The organism is Priestia sp. SB1, assembly GCF_038898415.1.
In genome coordinates, this window is record NZ_JBBJSS010000003.1 from 79,757 (window position 1) to 97,086 (window position 17,330).

18 protein-coding genes and 1 riboswitch are annotated in these 17,330 nt (G+C 38.1%); of the genes, 8 read left to right on the forward strand and 10 right to left on the reverse strand.

Annotated elements, in window-relative coordinates; all coding sequences use genetic code 11:
- Nucleotides 1-188: 188 nt before the first annotated feature.
- A complete protein-coding gene (locus tag WKH56_RS11015; RefSeq protein WP_310884275.1) occupies nt 189-1,439 on the reverse strand; it encodes a ribonuclease H-like domain-containing protein in 1,251 nt (416 codons plus the stop codon).
- Between the two features lie 4 nt (nt 1,440-1,443).
- The gene (locus tag WKH56_RS11020) at nt 1,444-3,714 is read right to left on the reverse strand and encodes a DEAD/DEAH box helicase (protein WP_310884274.1); all 2,271 of its coding nucleotides are present in this window, start codon (nt 3,712-3,714) and stop codon (nt 1,444-1,446) included.
- A 121-nt stretch (nt 3,715-3,835) separates the two neighbouring features.
- On the opposite strand from WKH56_RS11020, the gene WKH56_RS11025 reads away from it, so the two are divergent.
- From WKH56_RS11025 to WKH56_RS11035, 3 genes are all read left to right on the forward strand, one after another.
- Entirely contained in the window at nt 3,836-4,087 is a 252-nt protein-coding gene (locus WKH56_RS11025) for a hypothetical protein (RefSeq protein ID WP_013056134.1), read from the forward strand.
- A gap of 112 nt (nt 4,088-4,199) precedes the next feature.
- Nucleotides 4,200-5,750 (forward strand): sensor domain-containing diguanylate cyclase, encoded by a 1,551-nt coding sequence (locus WKH56_RS11030; protein WP_342835643.1) that lies wholly within the window; start codon nt 4,200-4,202, stop codon nt 5,748-5,750.
- A gap of 160 nt (nt 5,751-5,910) precedes the next feature.
- The gene (locus tag WKH56_RS11035; RefSeq protein ID WP_028414061.1) at nt 5,911-6,222 is read left to right on the forward strand and encodes a DUF6509 family protein; all 312 of its coding nucleotides are present in this window, start codon (nt 5,911-5,913) and stop codon (nt 6,220-6,222) included.
- A gap of 277 nt (nt 6,223-6,499) precedes the next feature.
- On the opposite strand, the gene WKH56_RS11040 is transcribed toward WKH56_RS11035, so the two are convergent.
- From WKH56_RS11040 to WKH56_RS11050, 3 genes are all read right to left on the reverse strand, one after another.
- On the reverse strand, nt 6,500-6,688 hold the full coding sequence (locus WKH56_RS11040) for a hypothetical protein (RefSeq protein WP_028414062.1): 189 nt from the start codon (nt 6,686-6,688) through the stop codon (nt 6,500-6,502).
- A gap of 104 nt (nt 6,689-6,792) precedes the next feature.
- The gene (locus tag WKH56_RS11045) at nt 6,793-6,996 is read right to left on the reverse strand and encodes a cold-shock protein (RefSeq protein ID WP_013056130.1); all 204 of its coding nucleotides are present in this window, start codon (nt 6,994-6,996) and stop codon (nt 6,793-6,795) included.
- A 280-nt stretch (nt 6,997-7,276) separates the two neighbouring features.
- The gene (locus tag WKH56_RS11050) at nt 7,277-7,444 is read right to left on the reverse strand and encodes a hypothetical protein (RefSeq protein WP_165573336.1); all 168 of its coding nucleotides are present in this window, start codon (nt 7,442-7,444) and stop codon (nt 7,277-7,279) included.
- Between the two features lie 111 nt (nt 7,445-7,555).
- Here WKH56_RS11050 and WKH56_RS11055 point away from each other — a divergent pair, with 111 nt between their 5' ends.
- From WKH56_RS11055 to WKH56_RS11070, 4 genes are all read left to right on the forward strand, one after another.
- Nucleotides 7,556-8,101, forward strand: coding sequence for a YhcN/YlaJ family sporulation lipoprotein (locus WKH56_RS11055; protein WP_033578433.1), 546 nt, complete (start codon nt 7,556-7,558; stop codon nt 8,099-8,101).
- 292 nt (nt 8,102-8,393) lie between these two features.
- Nucleotides 8,394-9,872, forward strand: coding sequence for a sodium/proline symporter PutP (gene putP / locus WKH56_RS11060; RefSeq protein ID WP_221831824.1), 1,479 nt, complete (start codon nt 8,394-8,396; stop codon nt 9,870-9,872).
- Nucleotides 9,873-10,104: 232 nt separating this feature from the next.
- Complete coding sequence (locus WKH56_RS11065) at nt 10,105-10,764, forward strand: SIMPL domain-containing protein (protein WP_048018483.1); 660 nt, start codon at nt 10,105-10,107, stop codon at nt 10,762-10,764.
- A gap of 62 nt (nt 10,765-10,826) precedes the next feature.
- Complete coding sequence (locus tag WKH56_RS11070) at nt 10,827-11,093, forward strand: hypothetical protein (RefSeq protein ID WP_048018482.1); 267 nt, start codon at nt 10,827-10,829, stop codon at nt 11,091-11,093.
- A 34-nt stretch (nt 11,094-11,127) separates the two neighbouring features.
- On the opposite strand, the gene WKH56_RS11075 is transcribed toward WKH56_RS11070, so the two are convergent.
- The 5 genes from WKH56_RS11075 to WKH56_RS11095 form a co-directional block, all read right to left on the reverse strand.
- Nucleotides 11,128-12,309: a trans-sulfuration enzyme family protein gene (locus tag WKH56_RS11075; RefSeq protein WP_048018481.1), complete on the reverse strand. Its 1,182-nt coding sequence runs from the start codon at nt 12,307-12,309 to the stop codon at nt 11,128-11,130.
- Entirely contained in the window at nt 12,293-13,438 is a 1,146-nt protein-coding gene (locus WKH56_RS11080; RefSeq protein ID WP_310884273.1) for a trans-sulfuration enzyme family protein, read from the reverse strand. Before WKH56_RS11080 ends, WKH56_RS11075 begins: the two co-directional genes overlap by 17 nt.
- 71 nt (nt 13,439-13,509) lie before the next feature.
- Nucleotides 13,510-13,627: riboswitch (SAM riboswitch) on the reverse strand.
- 166 nt (nt 13,628-13,793) lie between these two features.
- Entirely contained in the window at nt 13,794-14,456 is a 663-nt protein-coding gene (locus WKH56_RS11085; protein WP_028414069.1) for a hypothetical protein, read from the reverse strand.
- Nucleotides 14,457-14,525: 69 nt separating this feature from the next.
- Nucleotides 14,526-15,617: a hypothetical protein gene (locus WKH56_RS11090; RefSeq protein ID WP_048018479.1), complete on the reverse strand. Its 1,092-nt coding sequence runs from the start codon at nt 15,615-15,617 to the stop codon at nt 14,526-14,528.
- Nucleotides 15,618-15,748: 131 nt separating this feature from the next.
- Nucleotides 15,749-16,837, reverse strand: coding sequence for a CotH kinase family protein (locus WKH56_RS11095; RefSeq protein ID WP_372452807.1), 1,089 nt, complete (start codon nt 16,835-16,837; stop codon nt 15,749-15,751).
- 168 nt (nt 16,838-17,005) lie between these two features.
- Between WKH56_RS11095 and WKH56_RS11100 the strand changes: the two genes are divergently transcribed.
- Nucleotides 17,006-17,330 (forward strand): CotG/ExsB N-terminal domain-containing protein (locus WKH56_RS11100; protein ID WP_481861964.1); only part of this gene is annotated, 325 nt, incomplete at its 3' end.

Genomic DNA, 17,330 nt, shown 5'->3' on the forward strand with positions numbered 1-17,330 from the left:
AAAAATGATACTAAAATCACATTTTTCATGAGGCCTCTCTCCATCTCACCAAAGTTCTGTTTTTAAGCTGTAAGAATACGTCTTACATTGACTAATTTTATCAATGACTGAAAAATAGAACAATATAAAACCTCCACAAAAATAAAAGAATAATAATTCTGAATTTTTTAAAATAAATCAGCTGAAGTCTATGCTTTAGCTGATTTATTTTTTAATCTAAGAAGTCTTTTTTCAAGCGCTTCCTTCGACGTTTTTTTCGTCATTCCTCTGAGTTGATTCCACTTCTCCGAGGCTAGCTCAGTATATAGAAGTGCTTGATGAACATCTTTGAGACGATGCTCATAAATTTTAGCTAACTCAACCAATGCTTCTATAGCGACGTCACCTTCACATGTTTGAACCAAGGGTTCAAACATGTCCACTGCCTCTTTCCAACTCTTCTCTTTTTTATAATGATAAGCCATCGCTAGCTGAGCTTTTTCATGCTCTTCTTTTTCTTTTTCCGCTACGCCTTGATAAAGAGAGAAAGCGTGCTTGTTCTCCCCCAACTGCTCATACCACCTTGCCACTTCATATGTTTCTTTTTCTGTAAACTCCTCACTAGTAAGGAGATGCTTTGATAAATGAATGTATAAGGTAATAAGCGATAAAATATCATGTTCATTATGTTTCATAATGTCGAATAAGCCTCTTGGATTTTTCGTTTCAATAAAATCAAAATAAATCATGGGAGCTAAAAAACCTGGGATATCATCAACTCGTTCAATTCCAAGTATTTCTTTTTCGACATTCGCAAGCTTAACCGAATTCATTTTGTGTTTCCACAGCCTTCTTGACGCATGAAGTAAATCAAAGTGACCGAACTTAGGCAGCTTGGGCAAATGATCTCTCAATAGCGTATGGCGAGTCTTCACGTGAGGCCAATCGAAAGATTTCCCATTATAAGTCACAAGCGTCGTATAGTCTACTTCTTTTAAAAAACTTTCGTAAAATGCTACTTCTCCACTTGGCTCCGTTAATATATGCTGACGAAAAACGACGGAATCTTTTAACACCCTTGCGTATCCTAGCAAAAAGATAGTCGTTCCCGTACCTGTACTAAGCCCCGTCGTTTCCGTATCAAAGAAAAACAAATCTGAATATGTGTGGCCTTTTGATGAAAGCGGATGAGCAACTGTAGACTGATTCCATACTTCCACTACTTTTTTCAGCTCATTAAATTCATAATGTCCATGCTTGTAGTCGAGCGGGTAAACCACTTCTCTGATCATACAGTAGCTGTCTTCGGCAAAGTAAGGCGCAGCATGATTTCCCTTCCATTCCTGCTCATAGGGAATAGACGCGCCCTTAGATCGCTGGGGGTTACTTTCAACCGGAGGCTTCGCTTCTGTAACATGAAGATGCTTTTTCATACGGTTTAATTTATTTTTAAAAGACACGAGTTCACCTACTTTGCAGTTGTTGTAGCAGTACGAGCGCATCGCTTTTCGCGTGTTCTCCCTGTGCTTCCATACCAATACAGGACGGACAGCCGCTTTCGCAAGAACAATTTACAATTAATTGATTAGTTTGACTTAGCACACCATTCATTTGTTCGTATACTTTATCGCTTAGGCCAATGCCTCCCGGGTATCGGTCATATAAGAAGATAGTGGGCTGTTCATTGTGCACCGCTTTTATCTGAGGCACTACATGTAAATCAGACGGATCGCACATCACCATAAGCGGTGCAATTGACTGAATGGCATTTGCCACGGAAATAAGAGCTTGTTCCAATCGTTCTTCAGATTCGTGAAACTGTTCTTTTTCAAAGCTTAGCCACACGGCATTTGTATGAAGCTCTTCTTCCGGAAGTGAAATGGGCCCTGACCCTATGTTTTCATGCGTCTCAAACTTTATTTTTTTAAATATCGTCGCCATGGCGCTGACCATTACATCGCCATAACTGATTGAATATGTCCCTTCCAGTCGTTCTTTATCAGCTTCTAGAACCTTTAAGTTAACCGCTAAGTTTGCATCGGTGAAATAGTCTACATCGACTTCACGAACATACGCTTTTTTCTCATCCCAGTCCAAGTATTCTACTTGATACTGAATGCCTTGATGCAAGTAAATCGCCTCATCATGAAGAAGCGTCATGGCACTAAAGCGATCCATTTCTCCAATTACTTTCACATTTGCAACGTCCGATTGATCAATGATGACAACATTTTCTTGGGATGCAGAGCGCAGACTGATATTATGAGCTGGGAAGGAATCATTCATCCAGTACCATTTATCTCCGCTAAAATGAATCACTCGTTCTTCTTGCAAAAACTCCAGCACGTCTTCAATTTCTACCCCATCAAATGTTTCTCCCTGCCTAAACGGCAGCTCATAGGACGCACATTTTAAATGATCGACTAAAATAACAAGATTATCAGGATTAATTCGAGCTGTTTCTGGATTTCTGCTAAAAAAGTAATCCGGATGCTGAATCATATACTGATCAAGCGGACTTGAACTTGCGACCATCACAATGACGGCTTCTCCATGACGTCTTCCTGCTCGTCCTGCTTGCTGCCAAGCGCTTGCAACCGTGCCTGGATAACCTGTCATTACACACACCTGCAGCTGCCCGATATCCACTCCTAGCTCTAAAGCATTCGTACTGACTACCCCGTAAATACTTCCCTCTCGAAGTCCTCTTTCTATTTCGCGTCGCTGCTTCGGCAAATATCCTCCTCGATACCCTTGAATAGACTTATGTTGAAGCTGATTTTTTACGAGCTCCTGCAGATACGTTAAAATAATTTCCACTCGTACTCGGCTTCGTGCAAATACAATCGTTTGAATTTTATTTTCCAAAAACTCTCCTGCAATATTTCGCACTTCAAGCGTAGCACTTCTTCTAATGTTTAAAGGTTTATTCACAATAGGCGGATTATAAAAAATAAAATGTTTGCGGCCGCTAGGCGCTCCGTTGTTATCTACTAACATAACATGAGCTCCCGTTAAATGTTCAGCGAGTTCTTTTGGATTAGCGATGGTCGCTGATGTACAAATAAAGATAGGATTGCTTCCATAGTAGCGGCAAATTCGCTTTAACCGGCGGATAACGTTGGCTACGTGGCTTCCAAAAACACCGCGGTACGTATGAAGTTCATCAATCACAATGTATTTCAGATTCTCAAACAGTGATACCCATTTCGTATGATGAGGTAAAATAGCTGAATGAAGCATATCCGGATTCGTAATAACGATATGCCCTGCTTTTCTCACCTTTTGGCGGATATTTGCCGGAGTATCTCCATCATACGTGTAGCTATTGATTGGCACTTCCATTTCTTCAATGATTTCATTTAATTCACTTCTTTGATCTTGGGCAAGCGCTTTTGTTGGGAACAAATAAAGAGCTCGAGCTTGATCGTTTTCCATAATACTTTGCAGTACCGGCAAGTTGTAGCACAGTGTTTTCCCCGAGGCTGTTGGCGTAACGGCCACAACATTCTTCTTAGCTGTCGCCAAATCAAACGCTGTTTTTTGATGCGTATAAAGCGAACCAATTCCTCGTTTTTCAAGTGCTTCCCGCAGTTTCGTATGCAAAGAAGCTGGAAATGGCGCAGTTTTAGCTTCTTTCTCTTCGATTGTATGCCAATGAACAATATTTTGCTGATACGATGGATTCGTTTGCAAGATATCTATTACTTCTTGTAAGTTTTTTCGTATTCTCATTTTCATCACCTGCTTCTATTTTAACGAATGAACGTTCGATAGAAAACCATAAGTTTTTGTATGTTTTTGGTGGATTCGGACATGGTATTAATACAGTAAATTTTTCAAGGAGATGTTAAAAATGGGAAGCCCTTATCTTTGCCCTAGCTGCAAAACAAATCGAACGCGCTTTAATATCATTGAACAAAATGCAAAACCTGTAAAAATGGACCCAAGAAGCGGAGACGTCGTAGAAGAATACACAAACGATACGCTCGATGCCTTTCACGCTGCTTATAACGGACCCCAAAAACGCATTCAGTGTGGAGCTTGCGGCTTAGTAGAAGATGAAACCATGTTTGTACGGCATGCTGAATCAAATAAACTTCAATAAAAAAAGGTGGGGCCCTTTGGTCTCACCTTTACTCCTATAACTCTTAGTGCTTTTTCTTGATGGAAAAGCAGACATTTTCATCTAAAAAATTCATGTCTTTTCTTATACAAACATGCTAAAATACCTAAAAAAAGATATGGAGATGATGGTCATGTCATTTCTTCTTTCGCTTTTACCTTTCTCCTTTCTGAAGAAATTTCGTTCCCCTTCAGGAAGAGAAGTTAATGAAGATAAAATGTTCGATAAAACGAATGCAGAAATGCTTCAACAAAGAGTCAAGCTAGTTTCACTTGCTCTTGTCATTTCCTACCCTCTTTATATTTATATAGGGTTTTCTTTACTTCAACATGCGGGGACATCTCAGTTTAGACATACACTAATTGGTATTCATTTCACTAGTTTCGCTCTCTCTTCTCTTTATTTATTCTTCTATTATTTTAGTAAAAGAAAAGAGCGATTTGCTAACTACTTAAGCACCATGGTATATGGCTATATATTTTATTACGTATTTGCTGCAGCACTTTCTACTATTAACAGCCAGCTTTTCACAGGTCGCGTAGACGTCTATATGATGCTTTTGATTTCCACAGCTGTTTTATGTCCTATGAAATTAAAACATCTGTGCATTATTTTTATTCCTAACCATCTTTTTTTACTATATGGCTTATCACGATATGTACCGGATTCTTTTTCTCTTATTTCAAAGCAGATCAATACAACTGCAGCAGTTGCTATCGCTTTGCTTATCTCATATATTCTCTATACATACCGTCACAAAGAATATATGAATCATTTAAAGCTAAAAGAAAGCGAACATAATTTTTTTACGCTGTTCAAAATTAATCCCTATCCTTTACTATTAACGAGATTATCCGACCACAAAGTGCTGCTCATTAACAATAAAGCTATTCATTTTTACAATCTTGCTTCTCAAGATCTTGATCAACTAGACGGATTTATAATTTACCCTACTGATGAAGATCGAGAGGAGATTTTAAAACGTCTTCAACAAGAAAAGCATGTAAAAAACTACATCCTAGAAGCACGTGAACATGGAGATTCTAAGTGGGTTATGATCAATTATGAATTACTAGAGTATCAAAGCGAAAGCTGCATACTCGCAGGTATTACCGATATAACCGATTTAAAAGCGGTTGAGCATGAATTGAGCTTGCACGCTTCAACTGATATGCTAACCGGAATTTTAAATCGAAGAAGCGGAATGGAAAAACTGCAGCTGGAACTGCTGAGAGCTAAAACCAATGATACATCTTTTGTATTATGTTTTATCGATATTAATTCCTTAAAACTAGTAAATGATCAATACGGTCATAGAGAAGGCGACTGGCTTATTAAAACAATAGCAGAATCAATTAGTGGTTATATTAGCAAGAATGATACGCTCTTTCGCTACGGAGGTGATGAGTTTTTATTAATTACTCCTGAACAAACGGAGGAATACGTACACGAGCTGTGGCAAAATATTAATAATCAGCTAGAAGATAAAAAGAAAGAATGTAAGAAGCCATATGCACTGTCTGCGAGTTACGGGTTTATTATATGTGCGCCTTCAGACGATACCAACCTAGATACATTAATTCAAAAAGCAGATGCTGCCATGTATAAGCAAAAACATACGCGCGTTTCTTCCATCTTTAAGTAAACCATCGAAGTCCTTGCGCCATCGCATCAAGTAGATTCGCTAAATAGAATGACCAAGGAATAAATCCGTGCATGAATTACGCATGCACTTTCTTTCTTTGCAAAGAAAAACTATAATAGATGATGCAAGTATTTTACTGATATATGGAAAGGACGTACATATGTTTACAATTAAAGAATATACAGCTGAACAATTGCAGGATCCATTTGGTCTCCTTCTAGGTGAACGCTATGAATTTCATTTATACATTGAGGTAGAAGAAGAGGATGAATTATATACCGGCAGCGACCTAGCACTACGCGTAGTATATATTAAAGGCGAAGATAACACTTCTATTGCCCAGACTCATTTCTACGAAGTTTCAACAAATAAAGTATTAGACTTCGACCTAGAAGAAGAGGAAGAAGCAGCTGTCAAAGAGTTTTGCGGGAAGCATTTACCTTCAGAGGAAGGGACAGATAAAGAGGAATAATTAAAAGCGGCTGGAACAAAAGTAGTTTAGTAAAAATCCGAACGATGAATTGAGATTCCTGATGGAGAATCCAACTCGTTCGGATTTTTTCGTAGTGATGATGAACGTAGGTTTCATGTATGTAGGTGCTTATAGCTGTTGATTGGAGGGCAAGGCTCAGCGCCCGCCCGCGGAAAGCGCAGTCTTGCACGGAAACCAACAGCGATGTAACAAGCAATTCATACTAGAGAATCCATTCCATTTGTTCTTTGTTCGTCTTTAGATGGGATCGATTTCGTTATGTATCAATATCTTTTTGATTTCGTTTTTCCATTAGCTTTTTAACTACTTCTTTTGGTTCCCAGCATGTAAACTGATAAGCAGGACGAGTTTCATAGCCTAGTCTCTTGCATTGATACTTCATTCCCTTATCCAATTTAATGCTTTGAAAATGTTGACATGTGGCACAGCAATGAAATGAACTCACGCCTTCCCTTCTCCCCTACTTTAATCTATTTTCTTAATCATACAAATAAAACAAATTTGCACAAAAAAAGCTGCCGATTGGCAGCTTTCATATGTAGCGTTGAATTATAATTTTACAACATTCTCCGCTTGAGGTCCACGTTGGCCTTCAACGATTTCAAATTCAACTTTTTGGCCTTCTTCTAATGTTTTGAAGCCTTCAGATTGGATAGCTGAAAAATGAACAAATACATCATTTTCGCCTGGTACTTCGATAAAACCGAAGCCTTTTTCACTGTTAAACCATTTTACTGTACCTGTAGTAGCCATGTAAAAAAACCTCCAAAAAATGTAAAAATTTTTAATATGTTACTCTATATTTACATTTATACCGTAAATAAAAAATTCACATATTATAAAAGAGACCTACGCGAAGTAGATCTCCTTTATAACAAGTGAATTTTCACTAAATCTAATTCGAGTATATGGTCAAAACATAGTATTAATTATATTTGGTTGCGTTTACATTATACTATACCTATATGTAGAATGCAAATATTTGGCCCCCTTTAACATATGGCTCATCTGTTTTACAAGATATTTACCTTCCTTACGTCAACATGTTATCAATATGGGCGTCGATAATTTCTTTTCGTTTATTTTGCAGGGTTTCAAATAACAGCTTAGCTTCTTCTGAAGTTAACGCAAACGTTGTTGTTTCTTCATGGTTTTCTTCTTTTGTATGAAGCACAAATATGCTTTGTCGGATTTCACTCATACATATTCCTCCTTTTTCGATAGTATAGGCTTTTTTATATTTTTCATGTATGCTTCACACGTTTTTAACAAATTATAAGAAAGGTTAAAACTTATAAGGAGTGATACTATCATGAAGAAATCGTTTTTGTTTGTTGTAGGCTGCATGACGACCCTTTCTTTATTCGGCTGCAGCACAGCAGATCAAGGTAAAGATGGCGTCATTGACGATAATACAGTCCGCAACGTCACATATGAAAATGGAAACAATAAAACGAAAATGAATGACGTAAATAATACGCAAGACGTACAGCGTAATGAGAAAGAACAGTACAATCAGTCCGGCGGAATGAGAGTAGCCGATGTGGCAGCTGATCGTATCGTAGCGTTAAAAAATGTAAAAGATGCTAACGTAATCGTAACCGACCATACAGCTTATGTAGCAGCTGTATTAGACGATAACAAAGAAGGCAATCTCACAAAAGATATGGAGCATAAGATCGCACATGAAGTACGAAAAGCCGACGGCAGTGTTCATCGAGTGTTTGTATCAACAAACCCCGACTTTGTAAACCGTATGAATGGATATGTAGACAAGCTTCAAACGGGTAAACCAGTCTCTGGACTATTTGACGAGTTTTCAGAAGTTGTTCGACGCGTATTCCCTAATTCACGCTAATATACATGAATGACAAAAGAGCATTTTACGAAATGCTCTTTTTATTTTATTTTTTGCATAAAATATTGCATAAAAATTGCTCTTATAAATTTCTGAATATTTTTATTTTACTTTATTTTGAAAACGTTTTCATTTCTGTAATATAAAGGTTTAGGGGATTTTAGACTTAGGTAATTTACGGTTTTGTGGGTTGATAGTAAGGGAAAAGTTTGTTAGTTTTAGAAACCATAAGATGTTTGCATGGCGAGCAGTGCTCGTTTCATGCATAAAAAATGCATAAAGGGGAGATTTGGTGGATATTGGTGTTTATATTTCACTGGGCATTTATTTTGTAGGAATGCTTGGAATAGGATGGTATGCCTACAAAAAAACAACTCAAGACGTATCGGGTTACATGCTAGGCGGACGCGGACTAGGTCCGGCCGTTACTGCGCTTTCAGCTGGCGCTTCAGATATGAGTGGATGGATGTTAATGGGGCTTCCAGGATCCATGTATGTGACAGGCCTTTCAAGTTTATGGCTTGCAGTAGGTTTATCTATTGGTGCTTATTTAAATTATTTAATCCTCGCTCCGCGTCTTCGCACTTATACGGAAGTAGCGAACGACTCTATTACAATTCCAGACTTTTTTGAAAATCGTTTTGGCGACCACGCCAAGATTCTTCGAACAGTATCAGCGATTGTTATCTTTATTTTCTTCACTCTTTACACTTCAGCTGGTATGGTATCAGGCGGACGATTGTTCGAATCGGCATTTGGTGTGAATTATCAAATTGGCTTATTTGTAACAGCATCTGTTGTTATTGCCTACACTCTTTTCGGTGGATTTTTAGCTGTTAGTTTAACAGACTTTGTTCAAGGTGTTATTATGTTTCTTGCCTTAGTTTTAGTACCCATTGTAGCTTTCACCAATGTTGGAGGCGTTAACACAACAATGGATATTGTACAGAACATTAATCCAGCATACCTGGACATTTTTAAAGGTACAACCGTTTTAGGTATTATATCTTTCTTGGCCTGGGGACTTGGCTATTTCGGACAGCCTCATATTATCGTTCGCTTTATGGCTATCTCTTCTGTTAAAGAGTTAAAACCCGCACGTCGTATTGGAATGAGCTGGATGATTATTTCTATTATTGGTGCTATGCTGACAGGACTTGTTGGAATTGCATATGTAGAAAAAACGGGTATGAAACTAGCAGATCCTGAAACTATTTTTATTAAATTTGCAGATATACTTTTTAACCCGTTAATTACTGGATTTTTATATGCAGCTCTACTAGCGGCAATTATGAGTACGATTTCTTCTCAGCTGCTTGTAACGGCAAGCTCTGTTACAGAAGATTTTTATAAAACATTTTTCCGACGCAAAGCCTCTGACAAAGAGCTTGTAACAGTCGGAAGAGCTGCCGTTTTAGGTGTTGCAATTATTGGTATTTTGCTTTCTTTAAAACCTAGTGATACGATTTTAGGACTTGTCGGATACGCATGGGCTGGATTTGGTTCTGCATTTGGTCCTGCTATTTTACTAAGTCTATACTGGAAGCGTATGACTCGATGGGGAGCACTTGCAGGAATGATTGTAGGTGCTGTCACGGTATTAATTTGGGTAAATACTCCGTTGAAGGATACGCTTTACGAAATGATTCCAGGGTTCTTTTTAAGTTTATTAGCTGTCATTATTGTAAGTTTCCTAACAAAGAAACCATCAAGCGATGTTCAACAGCAATTTGTTGAAATGAAAGAAATTTTAATAAAAGAATCGAAATAAACAAAAAGAAGCTGAAAAAAAGTACGTAAGTTGAAGGAAGATCCGAACGATGAATCGAGATTCTTGATGAAGAATCAAATTCGTTCGGATTTTTTTAATGGTATGGTGAATGTAGGTTTTATGTATATAGTTGCTTCTGGCGGTTGATTTAGTTATGTCTCAATCTCTTTTTGTTTTTAATCTCCTTTTCTCATCATATATATACTAAAGATCAATAAAGGAGGTTTTTGGTATGCAACATTCTTATTTCCCTTATGAACCTACACAGCAACTGCGCGCAGATACACAAAATAGAGAAATTAAAGTAATTGGTGAAGGGAGTGCTTCAGCCATTCCAAATGAAATTTCCATGACGATTGGAACGCGCACGGAAAACCGAGACGTTCAAGAAGCCTTAAAAGAAAATTCAGCTGTTTCAAATACTCTCCTGCAAGAAATACAAAAACTTGGAATCAATGACCAGCAAATTGAAACAGCTTCATTCACTATAAACCCTAAATATGATTACAGCGATGGAAAATCGACTCTTACAGGATACGAAGTACAGCATTTGTTTAGAGTAAGAGTACAGGATGTAAAACAAGCTGGCGATGTTTATAACGCTACGTTTTCAAGCGGAGCCAACGTAGCGCAAGATCTTCAATTCCACGTTACAAATGATGATAAATATGAACAAGAAGCGATAAGTAAAGCTTTGCTTAACGCTAAAGAAAAGGCCTTTACCATTGCCAACACGCTGCAGCTCCCTATTAACCAAATCCCCATTTTAATCGAAGAAGGCCCCGTCTATCAGTCATCTGGATCCTCGCCTAAGTTATTAGCAGCCTCTCCCCCTATTCAAGCTCAGTCCTTGACTGTATCTGCTTCTGTAAAAGTTACGTACACGTATTAATACTTATGGTAAACTATAGATTATTATAATGAAGAAACTAATCTAAAGGAGCTCTTTGCACAATGACTTCTGAACATTTACTAGCAGCTTATCAGACCCTATGGTTGAACCGTTCTTTCGCTTCTAAACAAGCCCTGACAAGTGAAGATCAGCTTCACGAAGCCATTCTGAAAGATTTAAAAGATGAAATGACTCATCCACGCGTTCGGCAAACACCGTATGTAAAATATCATCTTGGCATAAAAAGAATTCTAAACAGCGGTCTTTCCTCTGATGAAAAAGTTGCGCTTACGTCCCTATACACAAACCTTTTAGATAGCTGTATATAACAAAAAAAGGACTTCCTTAATGGAAGTCCTTTTTTTATTTAATTAACGCTTTTTCTTCTAAGCTTTGAAAAACAGCGTTAAAGTCTTGCTTCAAATCCTCGAATTCCTCTAACCCTACTGAAAGGCGAAGAAGTGAATCAGTAATTCCTTTTTCTTCACGTACTTCTTTTGGGATACTTGCATGAGACATTGTTGCAGGATGCGTGAGAATGGATTCAACTGCACCTAGACTAACGCCAATTGAAGCTAATTTGACTCCTTGTAAAATATGTCGTGCTACTTCTTCATCCTGCACTTGGAAAGAAATCATAGCTCCGTATCCATTTGCTTGTTCTGAAATGAGTTTGTGGTCCGGATGACTTTTTAAGCCTGGGTAGTATACACGGCTCACTAGAGATTGTTCTTCAAGCCACTTTGCAAACTGCAGCGCTGTTTTTAACTGCTGATCTAAACGAACTTTTAATGTCTTAATTCCTCGAAGCAGTAAAAAACAATCCTGTGGCCCCAAGATAGCACCAAAAGCATTTTGTACAAACTTTACTTCTTCCGCTAGCTTTTCATCGCTTACTACAACTAAACCGCCAATGACGTCACTGTGGCCGCTGATATATTTTGTAGCACTATGAATGACAATATTTACACCAAGGTCAATGGGCTGCTGCAGATAAGGTGTTAAAAACGTGTTATCCACAATTGTAAGGAGATTGTGCTCCTTCGCCAAACTTGCTACTGCTTTAATATCCGTTACCTGTAAAAATGGATTTGAAGGGCTTTCGATATAAATAGCCTTCGTATCTTTTGTAATAGCTTCTTCTACTTTCTCAACCTTCGTTGTATCAACAAAAGTTGTTTTGATACCAAACTTTGAAAATAATCGTGTTAATACACGATATGTCCCGCCGTACGTATCGTGTGAAACTAAAATTTCATCTCCTGATTCAAAAATAGATAACACCGATGAAATAGCAGCCATACCTGATGAAAAAGCAAAACCAGCGTATCCATTTTCTAGCTGAGCAATAGTGTTTTCTAAAGCCTCACGCGTTGGGTTTCCTGAACGAGAATAGTCATAGCGGCCGTTGTTCGTCTCATCTTCTTGATTAAATGTAGATACCTGATAAATAGGTACGTTAACCGCTCCAAAATGACCGTCAATTCCTGTATTTGCATGAATTAAGTTCGTACCAAATCTATGTTTATTATTGTTGGTATGCATCAAATGCCTCCTTCAAATCTTTAATTAAATCATCTGCGTGCTCAATTCCAACTGATAATCGAAGTAAACAGTTTGTTACTCCGACACGATTTCGAATTTCCTCAGGAATGTCAGCGTGTGTTTGACGAGCTGGGAATGTCATTAAACTTTCCACGCCTCCTAAGCTTTCTGCAAATGTAATAACTTTAACATTTTCTAAAAGTACTGACACGATGTCAGGGTGTGAGACAGCAAAAGAAATCATGCCTCCAAATCCAGTTGCTTGTTTCTTCATGATTTCATAGCCCGGATGTGTTTCAAGACCAGGGTAATACACTTTTTCCACGAGATCATGAGCAGTAAGCCAATTTGCAATTTTCAGTGCGTTTTCGTTATGTTTTTCCATCCGAAGCGCTAGCGTCTTAATACCGCGCAATAACAGCCAGCTATCCTGTGGACCTAAGATTGCCCCAGCTGCATTTTGATAAAAACGAATTTTTTCTCCTAAGCTACTACATCGAGCGACTACAAGACCAGCAACAACATCATTATGACCCCCAATGTATTTGCTTGCACTATGTATCACAATATCTGCTCCAAGCTCTAAAGGACGCTGATAGTAAGGGGACATGAATGTATTGTCAACGATAGTAAGCAAATCATGCTGTTTAGCTAACGCAATTGCTTCTGACAAATCAGTCACGTGCATCATTGGATTTGTAGGTGTTTCAATAAATAAAGCTTTCGTGTTGGGACGAAGCGCATCTTTTACTTGCTCGAGATGGGCTGTGTTGACGTACGAAACAGTAATTCCTTGCTCTGAAAAGATTTCATTTAGTACTCGGTACGTTCCTCCGTATAAATCCTCTGATACAATTAAATGATCTCCGTTTTTAAATAGTGCTAAAACTGCCATTACACCCGCCATTCCTGAAGCGAATGCTACTCCTACTTCTCCTTTTTCTAAAGCAGCAATTGCTTCTTCCAATGCTGCACGAGTAGGATTTGCCGTACGTGCATAGTCAAATCCTGTACTTTGCCCTAAAGCAGGATGAGCAAATGTTGATGCTTGGTAAATGGGTGTTGTAATAGAACCTGTTGCAGGATCACGACCTACTCCTGAACGAACTAATAAAGTTTCAATTTTCATCTATTTCTCTCCTTAACTCAAAATAAAAAACACTCTTCACAGATGGAAGAGTGTTCGTTTATACACGATTTCTCTCATCTGTTAGAACAATACTGATGTTCCACAGGAATTAGCACCGTTCAAATGAATGATTCATTTGATGGTTGCCGGGCATCGCAGGGCCAGTCCCTCCGCCACTCTTGATAAGAGTTCTATATAATTGTTGGTGGTTAACGTTTGTTGTTACTAACTTTAATAAAGATTTTCTTTATTGTCAACATAATTTTCTAAAAAATTTAAATCATCTCATTTGTTTATTCAATATACTTGTCCTGATAAGCACATAAAAAAAGAGACGACACCAAGGTCTCTTTTTCTAAGGCAAGTGCACAGATTTTACGTGAGCTAACTTCCAATACATACTTTCTCCATTTGCCGTAATTAGTTCAACAATATTGTTAGAAACTTCTTTAAGTACACCAATCTTTTCTGATTGATCCCCTAAATCTAATACGACCAGTTGATTTTCATATTTTTTAAGCTGCTCTTCAAAGTTTCTGACAAAAGGTGCAGAGGCGGGCCTTACGGGGAGCTCTTTGTCACTTAAAGAATAAGGGGTTAACTCATTACTGTAAGGGGTAAGCCATTTCAAATGATGCAGAGAAACAAAGACATTTTTATACACTGGAGAATAAAACACAAGATAATCATTCAGCACGCTTGTGATATAGCCATGCAATGATTTCCCTCCCGTTACATAAATTTCAATAAATTTCCCTTTTGCCTGCTGTAAAATATTACGATAAGAAATCCGCTGGCTTTCTTCTATTAAATTTTCTTCTATTGTCCGTAAAGGCGTATAATCTTCTTCTGAAACTTCTCGCAAGCGATGTATGTGTAAAAGAGGAATATACAAATAATCATGTCCATTATATAAAACCATTACATCTAACCCTAGATCAACAAGTTTTCCTATAAACGTTGTTTTCCCTGATATATCGACTTCAACAATTTTATCAATATAATGATTCATACTCATTCTCATTCTCCTCCTTTTTCCTATATGATAGAAAAGGTGCTTTATAAGCACCTTTTACGTTCCAGTTCGTCATGCTTTCCAACGATAATTTTTCGTTTTAATAACTTTTTCACCTGGTGTTGAAGAGCGTGAACCCGTACGGCGACCTCCCGAGCGATCGTCTGTGCGACCTCCTGTACGTCTTCCTGTACGTCTTCCGGTACGGTCTCCAGTACGGCCATCCGTGCGACCTCCGGTTCTATCTACAGTAGTTGATTCTTGCACAGAATCTTCTTCATTTGTATCTCCATTTTGCTCAGAATTTTCTTCATTTTGCTTGAAAGATCCTTTTGATCCTAAGGCAATGGTTTTTACGTGTCTTGGTTGTAAACGTAAAACTTGATTATTTTGTACAAGAGTAAAGTTCCCATTGCGACTTTGAACTAACACACCTTCTACAGCCTCTGGCCCTCCACCGTTAATAGCTACCCATCTATGCGAAAACTCTTCAAACAGTTCATTGAAACTTTTCGCTTTAATATACTCAGGTGTTTCTTCAACTAATAATGGGTTTTGCGGAACAACAGGCGTATTTTTGCTTACAACTTCACTTACACTCTTTATGTGCTCTACATTGATATAAACGACGCCGTCATCTTCTGTTAGTAATACGACATACGCAGATTCAAATGAGCCTAATACATCAAGGATCTTACCCAATTTTTTCTCTGGCCCTCCTTGATTTATTTGCACTTGTTTATCTTTCATCAATAATAAAGTGCCTGCAAATGTGTTGGCTCTGTGCAGTTCTACTTCACTATTAAATCCAGAAAATGTTTGCGCGGAATTAGACTTTGTATCCTCTGTAATGCTTTTAACATGAGCGAGCTGGTAATAAATAAATGTATATTGCTGTTGTGGAATAAGCTGCGCCGGTTGATTATTTTGCTGATTGTTATTTTGTTTTGTTTCAAGAGCAAGTGTTAAATAATCTGATTGAACGTCGATTAAATATCCCGTTTTAGATTCAGGCCCCCCGCGATAGACAGTTACTACTCTCCCTTTTAATGGTTTAAAGTGGGCAGAGTAGCCCGTGCTTTCAGATTGTTGAACTTTACGAGCGCGACTACGATTGGCATTTTGAGTTTGGTCTTGATTTTGGTCGTAGTAATAGTTACTCATTATTTTTCCTCCTTATTAATTGTCCTTATTGGTCATTCATAATGTATATATACGTATCATGTACAGCTATTGTCTTCCTGCATTTGCCTATTATTCTTAAATTCCACTTTTGCCTATCAGTCTAGTAAAATTCAAAAATCAAAAAGATGACTTTTAATGTACGCTGTTCGGTCTTTTACGAAAGAAAGCATAAGGTCTGGTTCCTTATGGAATTGCTCCAAGTTATCTTTTACGTAAGGATCTTTTAATACATATGGAGCAATATAATCATTCAGTTGATAAATGATTGGTTTCATGTATTCTATTGTAAATTGATTATTTAGAACATTGTTCATTTTTTGAATATATCGCTTTTTAATGCTGTTCACCGCCAGTAAGCGAGCTGTAAGCGTATTAAATCCTTGTGCACGTACATAGTCTCCTTCCATTACTTTTCCATTTACGTCTCTTCCCCAAGTTGCATCATAATCCCATGGAATCAGTTCAAAGCGCCCGCTTTCATGATTTAGATAGAGCGCATAGTTATGGACAAAACCGTCGTAATTCTGCATACAAATAATACCGACTAACCAAGATAAGTAGCGGTCGACGTTCAGGTACTTCTCAATATTCTGTTCGAATTCTGTATTTGTCCATGTATTAAGATTAAATATAAACTTTTCTAATTTTTCCTCGTCTCCTTCTCTCACTGCTTTATCTTCATATCCAGATAACAAAGTTGTTTTTGGCTTTTTATCCAAATCGCTCATCAAAGAAAAATTAGCATCTCCGTCTACTGCATAAAATATAGATCCATCCGCTAAATTTCTTTTTTTCAAAAATAGTTCATCTACCGATTCGAGCTGAAGATATATTCCTTCATTTTTCCCATTAATCTTAAGAGTGACAAACTGAGAGTGGGGAGATAAAACATCTAAAGAAGAGAAAAAATCGAGGGACAATTTGTTGCGCATAAGCGATGGATCTTTGTATTCAGCGTTTAGGTGTATTTCTTTGGCACGCTGAAATATTTTCGGAGAATAAAATTCAATATAATATGACTTTTTCTTCATCTTCCGAATATGGGAGCCTCTTAGGAGCAAATCAATATCGTAGCGTTTTTTGTTAAACTTCATCGTTGCCTGAACCGCTTCTTCTGACCAAATATCTCTTTGCATTTCCTTTAAATCTTTTACATTCACAAACAGAGCGTATTGAGGGATTTCTTTTTGCTTCATGATTCGACCACCTTTCTTCAATTATTAAAGTATATGAAGGGTAAATTCTCCATGATACCCCGCAGCATCAACTATTTCCGCAAACTCCACTTTTGACTCATATCAAGGACAAGCATCATCGCGTATTCTATTAATGCAAGACCTAGTCCAATTGACAAGGAGGTTTTTGTATTGCATATTACACCTGAAAAAATTAAAGAGGCTGCTGAAGCCCTAGAATGTACAGAACTGAAATCTTTTATGTTTCAAGAGCCAACTGCCGGTCCACTAACAAAGCCACGTCGCTCTTCTCGTAGCACTGGCCGCAGCTCTCGCCGTTCTACCCGCGGTACGCGTCGCTCTTCTCGCAGCTCTCGTCGTTCTACTCGCCGTTCTCGTCGTTCTACTCGCCGTTCTCGCCGTTCTACTCGCCGCTCTCGCCGCTCTCGTCGTTCTACTCGCCGTTCTCGCCGTTCTACTCGCCGTTCTCGCCGTTCTACTCGCCGCTCTCGCCGTT

Excerpts from the sequence above, each read along its gene's own strand:
- WKH56_RS11070 (WP_048018482.1), top strand. The coding sequence starts at position 10,827 with ATGACTTCTGAACATTTACTAGCAGCTTATCAGACCCTATGGTTGAAC.
- WKH56_RS11065 (WP_048018483.1), top strand. The coding sequence starts at position 10,105 with ATGCAACATTCTTATTTCCCTTATGAACCTACACAGCAACTGCGCGCA.
- WKH56_RS11020 (WP_310884274.1), bottom strand. The coding sequence starts at position 3,714 with ATGAGAATACGAAAAAACTTACAAGAAGTAATAGATATCTTGCAAACG.
- WKH56_RS11050 (WP_165573336.1), bottom strand. The coding sequence starts at position 7,444 with ATGAGTGAAATCCGACAAAGCATATTTGTGCTTCATACAAAAGAAGAA.
- WKH56_RS11080 (WP_310884273.1), bottom strand. The coding sequence starts at position 13,438 with ATGAAAATTGAAACTTTATTAGTTCGTTCAGGAGTAGGTCGTGATCCT.
- WKH56_RS11075 (WP_048018481.1), bottom strand. The coding sequence starts at position 12,309 with ATGCATACCAACAATAATAAACATAGATTTGGTACGAACTTAATTCAT.
- WKH56_RS11090 (WP_048018479.1), bottom strand. The coding sequence starts at position 15,617 with ATGAGTAACTATTACTACGACCAAAATCAAGACCAAACTCAAAATGCC.
- WKH56_RS11085 (WP_028414069.1), bottom strand. The coding sequence starts at position 14,456 with ATGAGTATGAATCATTATATTGATAAAATTGTTGAAGTCGATATATCA.
- WKH56_RS11025 (WP_013056134.1), top strand. The coding sequence starts at position 3,836 with ATGGGAAGCCCTTATCTTTGCCCTAGCTGCAAAACAAATCGAACGCGC.
- WKH56_RS11055 (WP_033578433.1), top strand. The coding sequence starts at position 7,556 with ATGAAGAAATCGTTTTTGTTTGTTGTAGGCTGCATGACGACCCTTTCT.
- WKH56_RS11035 (WP_028414061.1), top strand. The coding sequence starts at position 5,911 with ATGTTTACAATTAAAGAATATACAGCTGAACAATTGCAGGATCCATTT.
- WKH56_RS11045 (WP_013056130.1), bottom strand. The coding sequence starts at position 6,996 with ATGGCTACTACAGGTACAGTAAAATGGTTTAACAGTGAAAAAGGCTTC.
- WKH56_RS11030 (WP_342835643.1), top strand. The coding sequence starts at position 4,200 with ATGCTAAAATACCTAAAAAAAGATATGGAGATGATGGTCATGTCATTT.